Source organism: Roseovarius sp. MBR-78, from assembly GCF_040547535.1.
Classification (GTDB): Bacteria; Pseudomonadota; Alphaproteobacteria; order Rhodobacterales; family Rhodobacteraceae; genus Roseovarius.
Window position 1 is genome coordinate 25,061 of the sequence record NZ_JBEPPX010000028.1, and the last position, 15,250, is coordinate 40,310.

Below are 15,250 nucleotides of genomic sequence, written 5' to 3' on the forward strand. Positions count from 1 at the left end.
GTTTCCCATTGCAAGTGATAGATTTAGATTGCTCATTGCGTCCCCTCCCTGTGTTTTGTTCTGTACTGCCGCTGTAGCTCGACCGGCTGGCCGGTGTCAGCGGACTGCAAGATCGCATGGCAGACCTCAAGGCTCGCAAGGCCCCACTCCCCTGTCTGGACAGGGGGCTCATCCTCACGAACTGCGGCCACCAGTGCATCGATAACGGTCCTGCGCGGCGCAGGACCGAATTTCGCTTCGATAAAGCTGCGTTCGGTATCCCCGAACACCTCGATACCGTCCGGCGTGAGTTTCAGGTCGGCACGATCGCAAAGTGCGATGACCGGCCCGAAATGTTCATTGTGTTTGGCGTCGACCGTCTTGCCGCCGCCGAAAGTCCGCGTCGTCTTGAGCCGGGCTTCCTCCTCGGGGTCGAGGTCCATCAGGGCGCGGCGCGCCCCGCCATAGGCACCGGGCTGTTTCCGCTGCCCCAGCTCTCCGACGTCGTTCATCCAGATATCGCTGTCGAAATGGGCGTACCCCGAATAGGTCAGGTTGGCGATACAGCCCGTCTCAAAGTTCATGAGCGCGGTAAACGCACCCTCTGTCGGGCGTTTCGGGTCCCATGCGCCGGTCATGGCATAGATATTCTTGGCCATGCCCCCCGCCAACCGGCGAACGACATCGATCTGGTGAATGGCCTGGCTGAAAAGAACGCCTCCGCCCTCTTCGGTGCGAAGCTCTTCGGGGCGCCGGGGGCGATACAGGAAATCCGTGTAGTTCAGCGCCTGGATCATCCGCAACTGACCGAACTCACCGCTTTCGATCAACTGCGCGGCAAGGTCCACGGGCGGATCGAAGCTGTGGCTCGGGCCAACGATCATATGCACCCCGGCCTCGCGGACAGCCGCAACCATCTTGTCGGCATCTTCCATCGAGATCGCCAGGGGCTTTTCGACAAGAATATGCTTACCGGCACGCGCCGCTGCCAGAACATGATCGACATGCATCTGGTGCGGGGTCGCGATATAGATCGCCTCGACCGAGGGATCGGCGCAGAGGTCTTCGATAGCCGCATACCCCGTGCCGCCGTATTCCTTTTCAAAGGCGTTACGGCTTTCTTCCCTGGGGGCGGCGGCGGCGGTCAGCTTCACGCGGGAATCGGCGTCGAAAGTCGGCACCATGAGCATGAACGCACGCCCAAGTCCCGCAACGCCGAGGCGAACGGGATCAGAGGTCAAGAACAAGCCTCCCCGACTTGGCCCGCGACACACAGATCATGATGTGATCGCCCTTTTCCTCTTCCATCAGAACCATGTCGCGATGATCGGCCTCACCGCTCAACAGGCGGGTCTTGCAGGTGCCGCAAGTGCCGCTCTCACACGAGCTTGACGTGGCATGGCCCGCATCTCGCAGCGCTTCGAGAATCGAGCGATCCTCCGGAACCGTCACCACCTCACCGCTTTTCTTCAGTTCCACTTCAAAGGCCGTATCGTCTTCGCGCACCACATCGACGGGTTTGAAATCCTCGAAGTGAATGCGTCCTTCCGGCCAGTGTCCGGACACGGCCTTGATCTCTTCCATCAAGGGCTTGGGGCCACAGCAAAAGACATGCGTTGCCCGCGGCGTCACCAGATCGTCCCAGAAGTCATAAACAGCATTCGGATCACCATTGTCATGGTGGACGATGATACGCCCGTCGAAATCCTTCATCAGCTCATCCAGATAGGCCGACTCTTCTGCACTGCGGCTCACGTAGATGATCCGCAGCATCTTGCCTTTCTTATCGAGGAACCGCGCCATCGAATAGATCGGCGTGATACCGATGCCACCGGCGATCAGCAGGTATTTCTGCACATCGGTCAGCGGGAAATCGTTCTCGGGCACCTCGATTGTAAGTTCGGTCCCGACAGTCGCATCATCATGCATCGACGCGGACCCGCCTCGCGATTCCGGCTCACGCTTGATGGCCACGACATATTCCTTGGGGTCCTCGCCGTCATTGACAAGCGAGTAGCGGCGCATCGCGCCCGAAGGCGTTTCGACAGTGACATGCGCACCGGGATCGAAACTTGGCAGTTTGTCGTCGCCGACCGGCGCCAAAGTGAATTCTACGATACTCGGAGTCAAATCGCGCCTGTTTTCGACGCGCATTCTGATCTGCTCCATGAAGTCCTCCCGGTCTGTTCGCGATGTGAAATAATTAGATAGCTAAGTTCGTGATGTCAACCGCTCGCCGCGGCGGCTTCGGGGCGGGTATGCCCGCATTTCATTCATTCCGTTCGGGCGTTTAGCCGGGGCCCGCCACCCCTGTTTTCATTGCTGCGATATGCTGCGCGCCCAGGTCCCGTACCGATTGGCAGCCGACGAAAATCATCGTTCTGCGCAATTCATCCTCCAGAATCGAAAGCGCTTGCGCAACACCCTCGCGGCCATGCGCCGCCAGGCCGTAAAGTGGTGCCCGGCCAAGCAGAACGCCATGCGCCCCCAAGGCCAGCGCCTTGACGGTATCGCTACCCCGGCGGATTCCGCCGTCCAGCAGGATTTTCGCGTCCTTGTCCAGTTGCCCGGCGATATCCCCGATCACATCGATAGTCGCCGGCGCACCGTCGAGTTGCCGGCCTCCGTGGTTCGACACGATGACACCATCGGCCCCTTCCTGCCGGGCGCGCAGGGCGTCCTCGGCACACATGATTCCCTTGATCAGAAGCGGCCCGTTCCACTGCTTGCGGATGCGCCGGACATCCTCCCAGGAAAAATGCGGATTGCGCTGAGAGCGGGTGAAATCTGCCAGTTCCTTGTCGCTGGCTCTCTCCCCAAGGAAAGCCACGAGGTTTTGCAATCGTGGCCTGTTATTGCTGAGCCAGACGGATTTCAGCCATCCGGGGTGCATCAACCCATCAAGAACGATGGGCGCACTCATGGTGATCTCATGCGCGAACCCGTGCCGCAAATCCCGCTCGCGCTTCCCCCCGACCAGCGAATCGACCGTAATGATCAATGCCGAATAGCCAGCCTCGGAGGCGCGGTCGATCAGCGCCCGGGAAAAGGCCTCCTTCCCCCATGGGTAAAGCTGGAACCAAAGTGGCCCGCCCGACCGTTGTGCGATCTCTTCCATTGAAGAGTTGGAGGCCGTCGAAACGGCAAAACCGATGCCTGCATCTTCGGCAGCACCGGCCAGATGCAAATCGCCTTTCGGCCAGTAAATCCCGTTCAAACCCGTCGGGCCGATCATGAAAGGCGATGCGAACTTCTGGCCGAACAGGTCGATTGAAAGATCAACCGTGCCACCTTTCAGGATTCTGGGCGTGAGCCGGATATCCTCGTAAGCTTGGCGGTTTCTGCGAAGGGTCACTTCGTCTTCCGCCCCTCCATCAAGAAAATCGAACACGACGCGCGGCAGCCGCCGCCGGGCCCGGCGGCGCAAGTCGTCGATGTTAACGGTTCGGGTCATCTTGCTCGTCGGTGTCCTGCGATACGCCTCTGCCCCCGTCAGGGACAGGGCGTTTTCCACAAGCGGCAAACAGCCATCCCCCCGTGTCAGGCAGGCTGACACCTACAAAACGATCCGCCCAAGACCATGCTCGGTTTCGGGCGGATCAGGGAGGATAAATGTAGACCGGCTTATTCTGCCGCTGCGGTTTTACCCGAGGTATCGACGAGGGTGCGCCAATCGGTCTCTTTCGGATAAACACCCTCATGAGAGGCGATCACGCCCTGCGGGATATCGGAATCGGTGCCGATGGCCCGACCGCCTTCTGCAACCTTCTTGGCCGCATCGGCCATCAGCCGCCGGAACTCGACGATTGCCAGGTCAGAGGCCCCGAGAACGTCAGTGTGACGCTGAACCCGGCTTCCCATCGAAACCCACATCACGATATCTTCGTTCGGGATGCCATCCACACCAGTGAAGTGACCTTCCTTCATTCTCTCGCGGTCCTGCAGGAAGTCGTTCTCCAGCGTCCGGACCGGACGCCACTTGTCATCCAGATCTTCCCCCGGCACAGCAAAGGTAAACTTGCGCCATTCCTCGGTCGAAGGAACGTTCGGACCACCGAAGGCAAGGAAGTGGAAGGCCGTTTCATCATCGTTAATCGGCACGATAACGCTTGCCACCCGGTAATTGTTGTTGGGCGGAATCAGCGAATAATAAGGCGCGATGAATTCGGTGATGCGCAAATAGTTATGGGTCTGCGCATTCTTGATCGGCTTGCGAATCGCCGCGTAGTGGAAACCGTAACTCGTGGTTTCGGTCTGCATGCGGGGCGATTTGTCGGTCGACGGACGGTACCACGATTTTTCGTCGGCCGCGGCCCCTTCCACCCGGGCAGGAACCATGGTGGAGGAATGGAGCGACGACGAATGCGCGCTGTCGATCTGACCTTCGTGGATCTGTGCCCAGTTGGCAGGCACCCGAATCTTCAGGATCGCAACCGGCGTATCCTCGGTCGGCGCGAAGGCGGGCGGCTGGAACTCCGGCATGTCTTCTTTTTCACCAAGCCAAGCCCAGACGAATCCGCCCCACTCACGCACCGGGTAGGACCGGTGCTTGACCTTGTCCATCAGGGGGCTGCCTTCGGGCTCGGACGACATGGCAACGACGTTACCGTCAACGTCCATCTTCCAGCCGTGATAAAGGCAGCGCAGGCCGCATTCCTCATTCCGGCCATAGACCAGCGATGCCTTACGGTGCGGGCAAAGCTCATCCAGCAAACCCAGACGCCCCTTCGAATCGCGGAACGCCACGTAACTTTCACCAAGAACCTCAACACGAAGCGGCTTGCCGTCGGGTTCTTCGACTTCTTCCATCAGGCACACGGGTGTCCAGTGCTGACGCATCAACTTGGCCATCGGGGCATCCCCGGTCACGCGGGTCAGCAGTTCATTCTCTTCAGGTGTAAGCATTAGATCTCCTCCACGGACTGCCGCATTAAAGCTAAATGCGCGGCTTATGTTTCCTGTATTATTCTTAGCTTTCTAAGTTTAGTCTGTCAACGGGCTGTCCCATATTTTTCACCAGTCTGTTACCGGGTCTCGAACCCCTGATATTTCAAGGTATTAAGCACGCCAGCCCCGGCCTTCCCCTGTCCATACCAACAGGTTCTCAAGGCAGCACCGGAGGCCCCAAAAGCATCATACCAGACCACTTAAGACCCCACATGCCGCCTGCACGTTCCGGGTTTACACCTTTCTAACGGGCGAACCAGAATTGCATTTTCCGCGCCAGGAACGGCATCACGTACCGGCCATTGAGACCCGTCAAAACAAGCGCCACCAGGAACAGCGATACCGGCACGGGCAGGCCTTCCGTCACCGGCCTCAAGGCGTAAAAGATCATGATCAGCAAGGGATAGACACCCAGCATACTGACCGCCCAACGCTTCCAGAAAGCAGGCTCTTTCTGGCTTCCTGCAGGTGGCGCAACCGCCACGGTATCACAACGAATCTCTGCCGCGGACCCGTTCAGCCGCTGCTTGATTTCCCGGTTGATCATCTCGGGCAGGTCCTTGTCGTTCGATGCCAGTTGGTCATCGAATTTAAAGGAAAGCGTAAACTCACCCCGGGTCCGGTCCTGTTCCTGCAAATCATTTTCCGGCACACCCTCCACCGCAATAAAACTGGCGGTGATATCGTGAATTGCCTGCGTTACATCTGTGGCATGTTCAGGCGGCGCGCTTACGGTAAACATCAGGCCCGAAGTCTTGTTTTCTGGCGGGGACGACTGACCCGTCTTGAAAGTTGTCATGAGTAGGTCACCTATTGGTTTCAACGAGCCCCTGCATGCCGGTTCAGCAACTCGTAATTCTTCAAAACAGCAAGTGACCACCCCGTAAGGTGGTCACTTTCGGTATCGCATTCAGTGTATATCGGAAGGCTATACCTTGTTTACCCGTCCCTCGCTTGCGGTGAACACGATCTGGCGCGCGATCAACCCGACAATCAGCAGGATGCACAAGCTGGCCACCAGAAGGTACGGGCTTACCGCCCCCACTGCCGCAAGTGGCAGAACAACCCTTTCCCAGCCCTGCAATTGGGTTTTGATCAACCCCTCCATGGAGGCGGCAATCGCGATTGCACCGGCAAATGCACCGACCACGGCGATAGCATTGGCCAGGGCGCCAAGTTCCAGAAGGATACCCGGGTTCCAGACAAAGGCGAAGGGCAGCAGGAAGCCGACGATCGCAAGCCTGACAGCCGAGAACGCGATCTTGAACGGGTCTTCATCGGCAATCGCGGATGCCGCTATGGCCGCCACCGCAATCGGAGGCGTCAAGGCTGACAGAATCGCGTAGTAAAGCAGGAACATCTGGCTGGGCAGCACCGGGAAGCCGAGTTTTGCAAGCGCCGGCCCGACAAGTACAGCCGCAAGGATATAGGCACTCGGGGTCGGCATACCCAGCCCCAGGATGATCGTCACGATCGCGGCGATAACCAGCGTCAGGAACGGTTCGGCATTACTGATGTTCAGAATGACATTCGCCGATTTCATCCCGAGACCGGTCATCGACAACCCGCCAATCACCAGGCCCGCCGCAGCACATGCCCCGGCCACCGGCAGGATCTGCAACGTGGTTGTCCCGAAACCTTCCACCATCTGCCACAGCGAAAGCCGCGTTTCTTTCAGGATCATCGACGCAAGGACCGTCACAAGAACCCCGACACCCGCCGTAAAGGTCGGCGAATAACCAAGGACAAGTGCCGTGACGATGCCGATGATCGGCAACAGGAACACCCAGCCGGTCCTGAAGGTTTCCTTGGCGCTCGGAACCTCTTCTTCCGAAGGGCGAAGGTCATATTTCACCGAACGCAGGTGAACCTGGGCGAAGACACCCGTGTAGTACAACAAGGCGGGAACAAGCGCGGCCAGCACGATCGAGTTGTACGAAATACCCGAATACTCCGCCATGATGAACGCCGCCGACCCCATGATCGGGGGCATCGCGCTGCCGCCGGTGGAGGCCGCGACCTCAACCGCCCCCGCGAAACGGGCACGATACCCAAGCCGCTTCATGACGGGGATCGTGATCGACCCGGTCGCGACGACATCGGACGTGGGGCTACCGGACATCGTGCCGTACAAACCCGACGAGATGATGGCGATCTTGGCAGGGCCACCCCGCGCGCGCCCGGTAATCAGGGCCGCAAGGTTAAAGAAGAAGTCACCGCCGCCCGCTTTTGCCAGGAACGTCCCGAACATCACGAACAGGAACACGTAGCTGGCCACAACCTGGATCGGAACGCCGAACAGCCCATCGGTTGTAAACACCAGGATATCCAGCAGGTAACTGAACTCGCTGACCCGATGCCCGAACGGCGGCGGCAACAGGTAGCCGAAAAGATTGTAGATCAGGAAAAGCATGACAACGCCCGTAAGCCCAAGGCCAGTGGTCCGTCGCGTCGCCTCGATGGTCAGGAACAGAAGTGCCGACCCAAAGAACATCTGGTCAGCGGTGAACGTGTCCAGAAGACTGATCCGGTCCGCAATCGCATCCGACGTCATGTAGAAATAAACGCCGCACGCAAGACTGAGAGCCGTCAGGAACCAATCGTAAAATGGAATCCGGTCTGGCGCCCTGGAGGTCGCCCCAATCGCCATGAAGAGAATAGTGAATATTCCCGAGATGAACAAAATACCCTGGATCAGGGGGTCCGCGATAACGAACAGGTTCGAATGGACCACCCATATCGCGAAAGCTGCCGACAGCACCATGACGACGGTTCGCATGGTCGGCTCCAGCTTTCTGCGACGGCCAGTTTCTGTAAGTGAAGGGAATTTCATGCCAGCACCGTTTCACGTGTTGTTGGTTTGAATTTGAATTGCGGATGCGCGGCACGTCCGCCTGTAGCGACACAGGGGCAGCCCGCAAATATTGTATCCGGCGACGGATGCGAAACCGGCGCGCTGTTCTCGCGCGCCGGTGAAGTTACTCGTACAGGACTTTACTCGATCAACCCGAGTTCCTTGTAGGCGCGCTCTGCACCGGGATGGAACGGAAGCGTCGTCTGCGACACCAGAAGCTCGGGCGTCAACTCCTGCATCGCGTTGTGTACACCGCGGATCTCGTCGATGTTCGACGCGATACCCTTGGCAAGGGTATATCCGGTTTCCTCCGGCAGCGCATCCGAGGTGACGACCATCGCGCCCAATGCGAGCGTCACGATATCTTCGGCCTGGTTGGAATAGCTTCCGCCAGGAATCGTGTAGTCGCGCGTACCGAACCGCTCATTGGTCTTTTCGATGATCTCCTGCGGCACACTCAGCAGCACCACATCATTGCTTTTATCAACCTTGCGGAAAGACGAATGCCCGACGAAAATACCGTTGATCACCATGTCGGTACGACCATCCGTGATCAGGTCGGCCTGCTGCGACGACCCGCCGCGAACCAGAACCCCGCCATTGGCTTCGATCGTGGCCTCGTCAAACCCGGCTTCGTCAAGCATGAAGGTCGTGATATTCGCGGTGATGTTGCCCCGGTTGTTGTTTGCAACGCGGATCGCCACACCCGATTCGGCCAGATCGTCGATACTGTCGATTCCGTGTTCGTCGGCGATGGATTTCCTCAGGAAAAAGTGCATCGGCGCCCAGTTATACATATACCCGATGGCCTGAAGATTCTCGATCGGTGCATTGAACGGCTCATCCCCGGCAAGGGCGATCTTCAACTCGGCATCATGCGCCAGCCCAAGGTCCGTCCGGCCCGCAGCCAGCAAACCGATATTCGCGAACCCGCCGCCAGTTGCCTGATATGTCACGACACTGCTGGAATCGTCTGCCTTCACAGCCCGGTCGACACCGGCCCCCAGAAGCGACCACAGACCCGATGGGTTCCCGCCGGACAGCGTCACGTTGATGCTCTCCGCCATTGCGCCGCTTCCAAGCACGCACAGACCCACAGCCGCAGCAACGGCCCTAAAACTCTTGTTCATTGTTTCCTCCCTTATGACAGTCATAGACATCTAATTTTAGATATCTATCAAATACACCTTTAATGGATAGAAAACCCTCCGTCAACTGCGATCCAAGGCAACAATCAAAGGCAAATTACCCCTGAATTTACAAAACTTTACGCAATCGCCCCGACCGAAAAGAGGCTGCCATGACCACACATATTCATAGTACAGCAGCCAAAAGCACCTCAATTTATCATATCACAGGATGGGGGTATTCGGGTGCAAAAGGTCGGGCCGCCTGCGCCAATGGCCTGGGCAGCACCCGGCACCGTGCCTGATATCGCCCGGGCGATCCCCTCTTGGCGCAGCAGTTCTCAAAGCCCCTCGAAGGCTTGGGCAAAAAAGCCATCAGCCCCAACAGGCATGGCACGATGGCGCGCCTGACAGCATCGGAACGCATGGAACCGCGGACAACACCCCGGCCCCTCTCGCCTGCCTTCGAATATCTTAAGACGCCGGGGTGCCCTTGGTCGGCGGCACACGAATGCCGCGGGACGCGGCGTTTCGCTCATCTTCGTCAAGATTCCGAATCATCAGGGTCAGGGCTTTCCTCAGAACATTCTGCTCGTTCTCCGAAAGGCCCGAAAGCGCCATGTCGTTGGCTTCAAGCGCAAGCGGCTCAAGCAGATCGCGAAGCCTTTGGCCCTTCGCGGTCAGGAAGGCGTGCTGCCGGCGCTTGTTGCCCTCCACGTTGCGCCGAACGATATAGCCCAGTTCCTCCATTCGGATAAGCGCAGTATGCGCTGTCGGTTCCGTAAGATGCGCCCTGTCGCTCAACTCACGTTGCGACAACCCATCTTCCTGCCAAAGGATACGAAGGAATATCCATTGGCCGAACGTGACATTTTCCGTTTGCAACCGAAGCTGAAGCGCACGGTTGAATCCGCGTGCCGCAAGGCGGACAAGCCGCGCGATACGCTCATTGCTCGGATCGCCGGCGCAACCCGCCGGTTTGGTATCTATCGTTTCACTCATCGCCTGACTAGACCAGTATAATTTCCACTTGCCAAGCGTCCGTTAGACGCACGGAGGTGTCGCGTTGCCCTTTAATCTGAGACGCGACGCGTTTGGCGACAATTTTTGCCCTTAATTGTGAGATACGGCTGTCATGGGGCCCCTGTTTCTCGCGCACCTTTGCGCGATGTGATCAACCGCGGCAAGCAATCGAGGCTCCTTCTCGAAGGCGCGCAAGAGAGCAACCCTTGCATAGTCGTCGATGCTTTTGCTGACGATGGCTGCCTTAGCCAAGGGATGAGATCGAGCGGCGGCGATTGCGGCGAGGCAGAACAGCCTAACTTCCGATCTGGGGTTCTGGACAGCGAACGACGGATCCCCGCGGAAGGTTTTGAGTGACATGGCAAAGGTGACTGCGCGCATTGCGCGCCGAAGTTGCTTGGGGCCGCGCGAGCGCGCGGCGCACTCAAGCATCTCTGCCCCGCGGCGCGCTCGGTATATCAGTTTTCCAGATATTTGTTCCTCACGGAGTTTGCCAAGGGTCTGCACAAGTCTCGTCCCGCAAACTTGGCAGTCAAATGCCCAGGCCCGCCTCCAATGCCTGAGCGAAAGACCCTCTCTGGCGCATTGCATGCAATGCTGGAATGGCATCTGAGCCGTCAGCGAGGCTTCTCGTGGCGTCATTGCCGGAAAGGTCAAAGATCGAACAACATCTGGGTTAACCCGTGCGGCGTTGGCAATCTTCGCCGCCGCAGCCGCGTCGACGTTGAAGTCCAAGGCGGTGCCATGCGCGGTATCGATTCTGAGATGAGCCAGTAGTTCCGCATCATCACAGTAGTTGGCCGCCGCCAGCCGAGACAACCAACCTGACAACAACTCGTCTGGCAGCGGCGCGACAGTCTTGGGCAGCGGGTGCGGCTTCACACCCGGGACTTCTGGAGCCGCCGATGGGGGTTCGCATGGCGCGACCAAACCGGCGTCCATTTTGCGATTGCGTCATCGGTGATGCATTCCTCGCCTGTGATAATGGCGTCGATGGAAAGATCCTTGACCAGAGCGAAGATGCGCGAGGTCACCCCACCGGTCAGTGCCAAGACCTGCTTGAGAGATTTGACCTTCAGGTTGGACTTCTTTTCCAGTGGCATGGCAGCAATAAGGGTCTGGATCATGTCCGAGAACTCGGCATCGTCGCGCCAGTTTGGCAGATGATGTTCGTCCAGCCGTCGGGCAAGCTGGATATCACCGCGAATAGCATCGACGGCCTCGCTGACCCCAAGGCAGACCAGTGACACCTCGAGTTCATTGCTGAGATACCGCAGGACATTGAGAAATCGGCGCTGTTCGCGGTGGGTCCCGGCCAAGAGATTGTGGACCTCGTCGATCATGATCATCCGCAGGCCAAGGTCGCGTAAGAGCGCGATGACACGGACTTCGAGGGAAGCCACATTTTGAGCGCGGGCGCTAAGAGCCGTCGCCGGGGCGCCGACGGCGGCCAGGATGTGCAGGTAAAACCGCCGTTCATCAGGTGCGGGCGGCGCTTGCAACAGCAGAAGCGGTGTGCGGGTGATGCCCGACGCCGGATCGTATTCTGGTGCGTACTTGCGCGACAGGTTTCGGGCAATCATCGTCTTTCCGATCCCGGAGGCGCCATGCACAAGAAGCCCAGGCATACGGGTTTGTCGTGGCGCTTCGATCATGCCCTGCAAGCGGTCCAACACCTGTTCCGCCCGAGGAAAGCCGATCCAGATATCCGATTGAATGAGGGCGATCCGGCCGTCTTCTTCAGTTGTCCCTGCCCTCAATTCACCATCTCTCCACCTTGAACAATGGGCGCGATGTATCACCCGTATCGATCGGGCGCAGCCCTTCGGTTGTCGAGACGGCCGAGTTCGTGCCCTTCAATGTCCCTTTTCTTTCACGGGTTCTGCGTTCGGCCTTCGTCAGGCCCCGGCTTTCAGCTTCGATCTGGCGTTGCTGTCGGATCAGCTCAGCCAGCACCAGCTCATTAGACCCGGACTTGCCAAGGGCACGGGCCTTCCTCATCGCTTCGCGATATTCCCAGAGCGAGACGGGCGGAATTTCCAGGTTTCTGTACCGCGCCTCAACATACCGGCCATCGTCCAGTTCGACCCAGATCATTGAGATATCGCGAGGATCGTAGCGAACGACCACCTTTCCATCCCCGCGCCCAATGTGGCCTGCAAGGGCATCGGACCAGTACCTTATCTGGAACAGATGGATGCCGTCACGCCTGATCTTGCGCAGTTCACTCGGCAGGAAGCTCACCTGAAAGGCTTCCATCTCGAAGGGGATGTCGCCTGTCATTTGCTCTGAGAGCGCCTCCCATTTGGCAACGGGCGTGCAGCCAAGACTTGAATGAATGCTGTTGTTGTAACGGCAGATTTCCAGAGCAAACCAGCGATCGAATTCGCTCAACGTCATCGTGGCCTTGCTTTCGGCGTCATAGTCGCCCTTTGCCGCGATCGAGGATTGCGTTGTTCCCGGCAACAGGTGAACGGCCCCCATCATGGTGCCGATCAACCGTTCGATGTGACCACCGAAGTGAGGACTTGCTGGCGGTCGATAGACCAGATCGATCCCCCAATCCGCACAGGCCGACCGAAAGGCGCGCGACCGGAAATCGCGACCGTTATCGACGTGGATGCTGTGCGGTTTGCCCTGTGCCGGCCAAGGAACATCGCACGCCAATTCCGCAAGAAGTTCCTCCTTGAGGGCCACCGCCTGTGTCAGGCAAAGCGCCACTGACAGACGCGAAGGTGCCTCGAGAGAGGTGTAATATCCGGTCACCATCCGCGTTGCGACGTCGATCGCCAGCGTGACCCAAGGCCGCCCAATTGGTTTGCGTTCAAAGCCGTCGACAAGAATGATGTCCGCCGGTGTATGATCAATTTGGACGATCTCCAGTGGCATACTGGCCTTGTTCTCACCTGTGACCGGCGCAAATTTCTGGCGGGCCGCCTTTGCGCCCTCTCGTGCCTTCGCAACTTCGCGGGCATCCATCGCATCCAGACGACGCTGAACCGTTCGCCGTGTCGGCGGTTGCAAGCCCTCCTGCCAGCAAGCGCTGCGGATTTCTGTCACGACGCGCGACAAGCTCGAACGCTCCCGGCGCAAGAAATAGCGGCGAAGGTGCTCCTCGATTACCGCTTCGACTTTGCTGGATATTAACATCGTCCCGGTCGGGCGGCCCCGTTTCCGCGGAGCCAGAGCGCTGGTGCGCCCACCCTCTTCCGCCAACCGTTTTATCCAACGCCAGACCGTCGCCCTGCTGACACCAAGCTCCCAAACGGCGTCATTGATGCCACGTTCCAGGCTGCCAGTCCCATTGAGATATGCCTGAACAAGAGGGCGCAGCACCGCGGCCCTGCGCGCCTCTTCAGCACCAACGGCAACGGAGTCTTCGCCATCATCATTCATCGATATTTGCCGCAAATGTCTGTGAACCCTGTCTCAGGTTTAAGGGCAAAAATATCAGAATTAAAGGCAAAATCTCATATTTAAGGGCAAAGCTCAGCCGTTGATTTCGTTGGATTTCCCATCTCACAATTAAGGGCTACGCGACAATTGGCAACGGCTATGCCTGCCAATTGATGAACCCAGCATCCTCCATCTGCTCCCGATCGGGCAGGTCCTGCAGCGACTCCAGATCGAAAGCGACCAGGAACTGCTCCGTCGTCACATAGGTATAGGGTGCCCCGCGCCGCGGCGACCGTGGCCCGGTGACGATCAATCCACGCGCATGCAATCTTCCGATCAGGTCGCGGCTGATCTCTTTTCCGAAGATGTCTTTCAGGCCGTCCCGTGTGATCGGCTGGTGGTAGGCGATGGCGGCCAGGACAGCGACATCGTACTCGCGCAGATCGAGGTCCTGTTCACCTATGTCAGCGGCGGTCCGGATCGCCGGGGCGTAGGCGGGCCTCGTCCTCAGCAGCCAACCGCCGGCGACCTCTGTCACTTCGAATGATCTTCCGTCAAGGTCAGCGGCCAGGTCCTCGATCAGAAGCTCAACCGAAGCTCCCTGCCCTACCACCCGAGCCAAATCCTCGCGCGGCACTGGCGATGCGCTGGCGAAGAGAACGGCTTCAATCCGCCGCATCCATTCGCGCCAGCGCAATTCGGCTGGCAGATCGTTCAGTTCCCGATCGAAGTCAGTGTCGGCGCGATCCTTGGCCTTTTTTTGTGGTCGCATGTCCGAACTTTGAGCCCGGTTCCCGTCCGCTTCGTCACTTGAACCATTGGCGTTCCTCGCGAACTCGCTGGCCATGCTCATGCTCACACCCCGTAGAGCCGGAACGTGTCGCGGCCGGTCAGCTCGCGCACCGCGCCGAGATCGACCAACCGGTCACAGAACCGCCGTGCGGACCGGTCAGGTAACGGCAGGGCCGCAGGCGCGACGGCATCTTGGGATAGGAACATCGCGACGGCGGCCTCCGCGCCTTTGGCGCGCAGCTTCGGTGCGACCGCTTTGAGATGCGCTGCCCGCCGCGCGAGGTGAGTTGAGAGACGCACGGCATCGACCGCCGATGAGACGAGTGCGCGATGACAAGCCGAGCGTAGGTCTTCGCCTCGCTTGCGCATGTCGGCGCGTTTCAGGCCTGCGGCCAGAAGCGGCACGACGTGATCCCAACCAAGCGCCTGAGCGAGGGTCGCGTCAGCAAGGACGAGCGCGGGTACCTCGGCACGGGGGGCATCGATTAGCACCGCCTCCAGCACCATTGCCGCGCGACTGACCGGTGCTCCCTGCCCGGCGTCGAGCCAACTCGCGATCTGATAACCCTGAAGTTCTGGCAGCGCCCGGACCAGAACTTTCACGGTCACCGGCCTTTCCGTGGCAAGACGCCACGCCAGATATGTTTCGCCTGCCGGGCCGGGAAGGTCGCCGGGGCGCAGCATATGAACCACGTCACGCAGTTCCCCTGCCCGCTCCAGGCGACCCGAAAACGCGACACAAGCCTCCGTTGCACGCAGCGCGAGCTTGTCCCGCAGCAAGGCTTGGGGGACTGGATCGCATCCTAATACAAGATGCAGGTGGTTCAGTGCTGCGCCCGACAAAAACGCCACATCTTCAAGGGTTTCGGCGCGTGCCGAGGTGACCCAGGGCGGCATCTGGGGTAAGTTAAGAGGGTCGCTGTCGAAGTTCGGCCGGGCATATGTCATGCCACAACACTATCTCGCGGCGGCGCTTTTGACTACTATATAGTGTAGAAACCGCCCCACTCTGCTGATCTCAATCATGTCCAATAACCTTGCGTTATCGGACGCAAAAAGATATGCTCAACGACATGTCAGTGTCGTTTTAGTTTCATGGGTGGATTCGGCCGAAATCGCCTCTCTCGTCGAG

The 15,250-nt window shown here is 58.9% G+C and carries 13 protein-coding genes; all 13 read right to left on the reverse strand.

Annotation, left to right across the window (positions count from 1 at the left end; all coding sequences use genetic code 11):
• Window positions 1-32 precede the first annotated feature (32 nt).
• Window positions 33-1,220: a Gfo/Idh/MocA family protein gene (locus ABIE58_RS17395; RefSeq protein ID WP_081894009.1), complete on the reverse strand. Its 1,188-nt coding sequence runs from the start codon at window positions 1,218-1,220 to the stop codon at window positions 33-35.
• Window positions 1,210-2,148 carry a PDR/VanB family oxidoreductase gene (locus tag ABIE58_RS17400; protein ID WP_036562705.1) on the reverse strand — a complete coding sequence of 313 codons (939 nt, stop codon included), beginning with the start codon at window positions 2,146-2,148 and terminating at the stop codon, window positions 1,210-1,212. Before ABIE58_RS17400 ends, ABIE58_RS17395 begins: the two co-directional genes overlap by 11 nt.
• 121 nt (window positions 2,149-2,269) lie before the next feature.
• Window positions 2,270-3,433, reverse strand: coding sequence for an alpha-hydroxy acid oxidase (locus ABIE58_RS17405; protein WP_036562707.1), 1,164 nt, complete (start codon window positions 3,431-3,433; stop codon window positions 2,270-2,272).
• Window positions 3,434-3,603: 170 nt separating this feature from the next.
• Window positions 3,604-4,884 (reverse strand): Rieske 2Fe-2S domain-containing protein, encoded by a 1,281-nt coding sequence (locus ABIE58_RS17410; RefSeq protein ID WP_036562709.1) that lies wholly within the window; start codon window positions 4,882-4,884, stop codon window positions 3,604-3,606.
• Window positions 4,885-5,170: 286 nt separating this feature from the next.
• Window positions 5,171-5,725 carry a putative antibiotic biosynthesis monooxygenase gene (locus tag ABIE58_RS17415; protein WP_143747397.1) on the reverse strand — a complete coding sequence of 185 codons (555 nt, stop codon included), beginning with the start codon at window positions 5,723-5,725 and terminating at the stop codon, window positions 5,171-5,173.
• A 129-nt stretch (window positions 5,726-5,854) separates the two neighbouring features.
• The gene (locus ABIE58_RS17420; RefSeq protein ID WP_036562713.1) at window positions 5,855-7,705 is read right to left on the reverse strand and encodes a TRAP transporter permease; all 1,851 of its coding nucleotides are present in this window, start codon (window positions 7,703-7,705) and stop codon (window positions 5,855-5,857) included.
• Window positions 7,706-7,920: 215 nt separating this feature from the next.
• A complete protein-coding gene (locus ABIE58_RS17425) occupies window positions 7,921-8,910 on the reverse strand; it encodes a TAXI family TRAP transporter solute-binding subunit (RefSeq protein ID WP_036562715.1) in 990 nt (329 codons plus the stop codon).
• A gap of 471 nt (window positions 8,911-9,381) precedes the next feature.
• Complete coding sequence (locus tag ABIE58_RS17430) at window positions 9,382-9,909, reverse strand: MarR family winged helix-turn-helix transcriptional regulator (protein WP_233152340.1); 528 nt, start codon at window positions 9,907-9,909, stop codon at window positions 9,382-9,384.
• A 111-nt stretch (window positions 9,910-10,020) separates the two neighbouring features.
• On the reverse strand, window positions 10,021-10,812 hold the full coding sequence (locus tag ABIE58_RS17435) for a TniQ family protein (protein WP_038147409.1): 792 nt from the start codon (window positions 10,810-10,812) through the stop codon (window positions 10,021-10,023).
• Window positions 10,809-11,690: a TniB family NTP-binding protein gene (locus ABIE58_RS17440; RefSeq protein WP_038147410.1), complete on the reverse strand. Its 882-nt coding sequence runs from the start codon at window positions 11,688-11,690 to the stop codon at window positions 10,809-10,811. Before ABIE58_RS17440 ends, ABIE58_RS17435 begins: the two co-directional genes overlap by 4 nt.
• 1 nt (window position 11,691) lies before the next feature.
• On the reverse strand, window positions 11,692-13,326 hold the full coding sequence (locus tag ABIE58_RS17445) for a TnsB C-terminal domain-containing protein (protein ID WP_140849483.1): 1,635 nt from the start codon (window positions 13,324-13,326) through the stop codon (window positions 11,692-11,694).
• Between the two features lie 157 nt (window positions 13,327-13,483).
• Window positions 13,484-14,098: an SMC-Scp complex subunit ScpB gene (gene scpB / locus ABIE58_RS17450; RefSeq protein ID WP_354545958.1), complete on the reverse strand. Its 615-nt coding sequence runs from the start codon at window positions 14,096-14,098 to the stop codon at window positions 13,484-13,486.
• Window positions 14,099-14,181: 83 nt separating this feature from the next.
• On the reverse strand, window positions 14,182-15,066 hold the full coding sequence (locus ABIE58_RS17455) for a DUF1403 family protein (RefSeq protein WP_354545957.1): 885 nt from the start codon (window positions 15,064-15,066) through the stop codon (window positions 14,182-14,184).
• Window positions 15,067-15,250 lie beyond the last annotated feature (184 nt).

Bases quoted from the DNA above. Each gene is read 5' to 3' on its own strand.
- ABIE58_RS17415 (WP_143747397.1), bottom strand. From the start codon at position 5,725: ATGACAACTTTCAAGACGGGTCAGTCGTCCCCGCCAGAAAACAAGACT.
- ABIE58_RS17455 (WP_354545957.1), bottom strand. From the start codon at position 15,066: ATGACATATGCCCGGCCGAACTTCGACAGCGACCCTCTTAACTTACCC.
- ABIE58_RS17400 (WP_036562705.1), bottom strand. From the start codon at position 2,148: ATGGAGCAGATCAGAATGCGCGTCGAAAACAGGCGCGATTTGACTCCG.
- ABIE58_RS17410 (WP_036562709.1), bottom strand. From the start codon at position 4,884: ATGCTTACACCTGAAGAGAATGAACTGCTGACCCGCGTGACCGGGGAT.
- ABIE58_RS17430 (WP_233152340.1), bottom strand. From the start codon at position 9,909: ATGAGTGAAACGATAGATACCAAACCGGCGGGTTGCGCCGGCGATCCG.
- ABIE58_RS17420 (WP_036562713.1), bottom strand. From the start codon at position 7,705: ATGCGAACCGTCGTCATGGTGCTGTCGGCAGCTTTCGCGATATGGGTG.
- ABIE58_RS17445 (WP_140849483.1), bottom strand. From the start codon at position 13,326: ATGAATGATGATGGCGAAGACTCCGTTGCCGTTGGTGCTGAAGAGGCG.
- ABIE58_RS17405 (WP_036562707.1), bottom strand. From the start codon at position 3,433: ATGACCCGAACCGTTAACATCGACGACTTGCGCCGCCGGGCCCGGCGG.
- scpB (WP_354545958.1), bottom strand. From the start codon at position 14,098: ATGCGACCACAAAAAAAGGCCAAGGATCGCGCCGACACTGACTTCGAT.
- ABIE58_RS17425 (WP_036562715.1), bottom strand. From the start codon at position 8,910: ATGAACAAGAGTTTTAGGGCCGTTGCTGCGGCTGTGGGTCTGTGCGTG.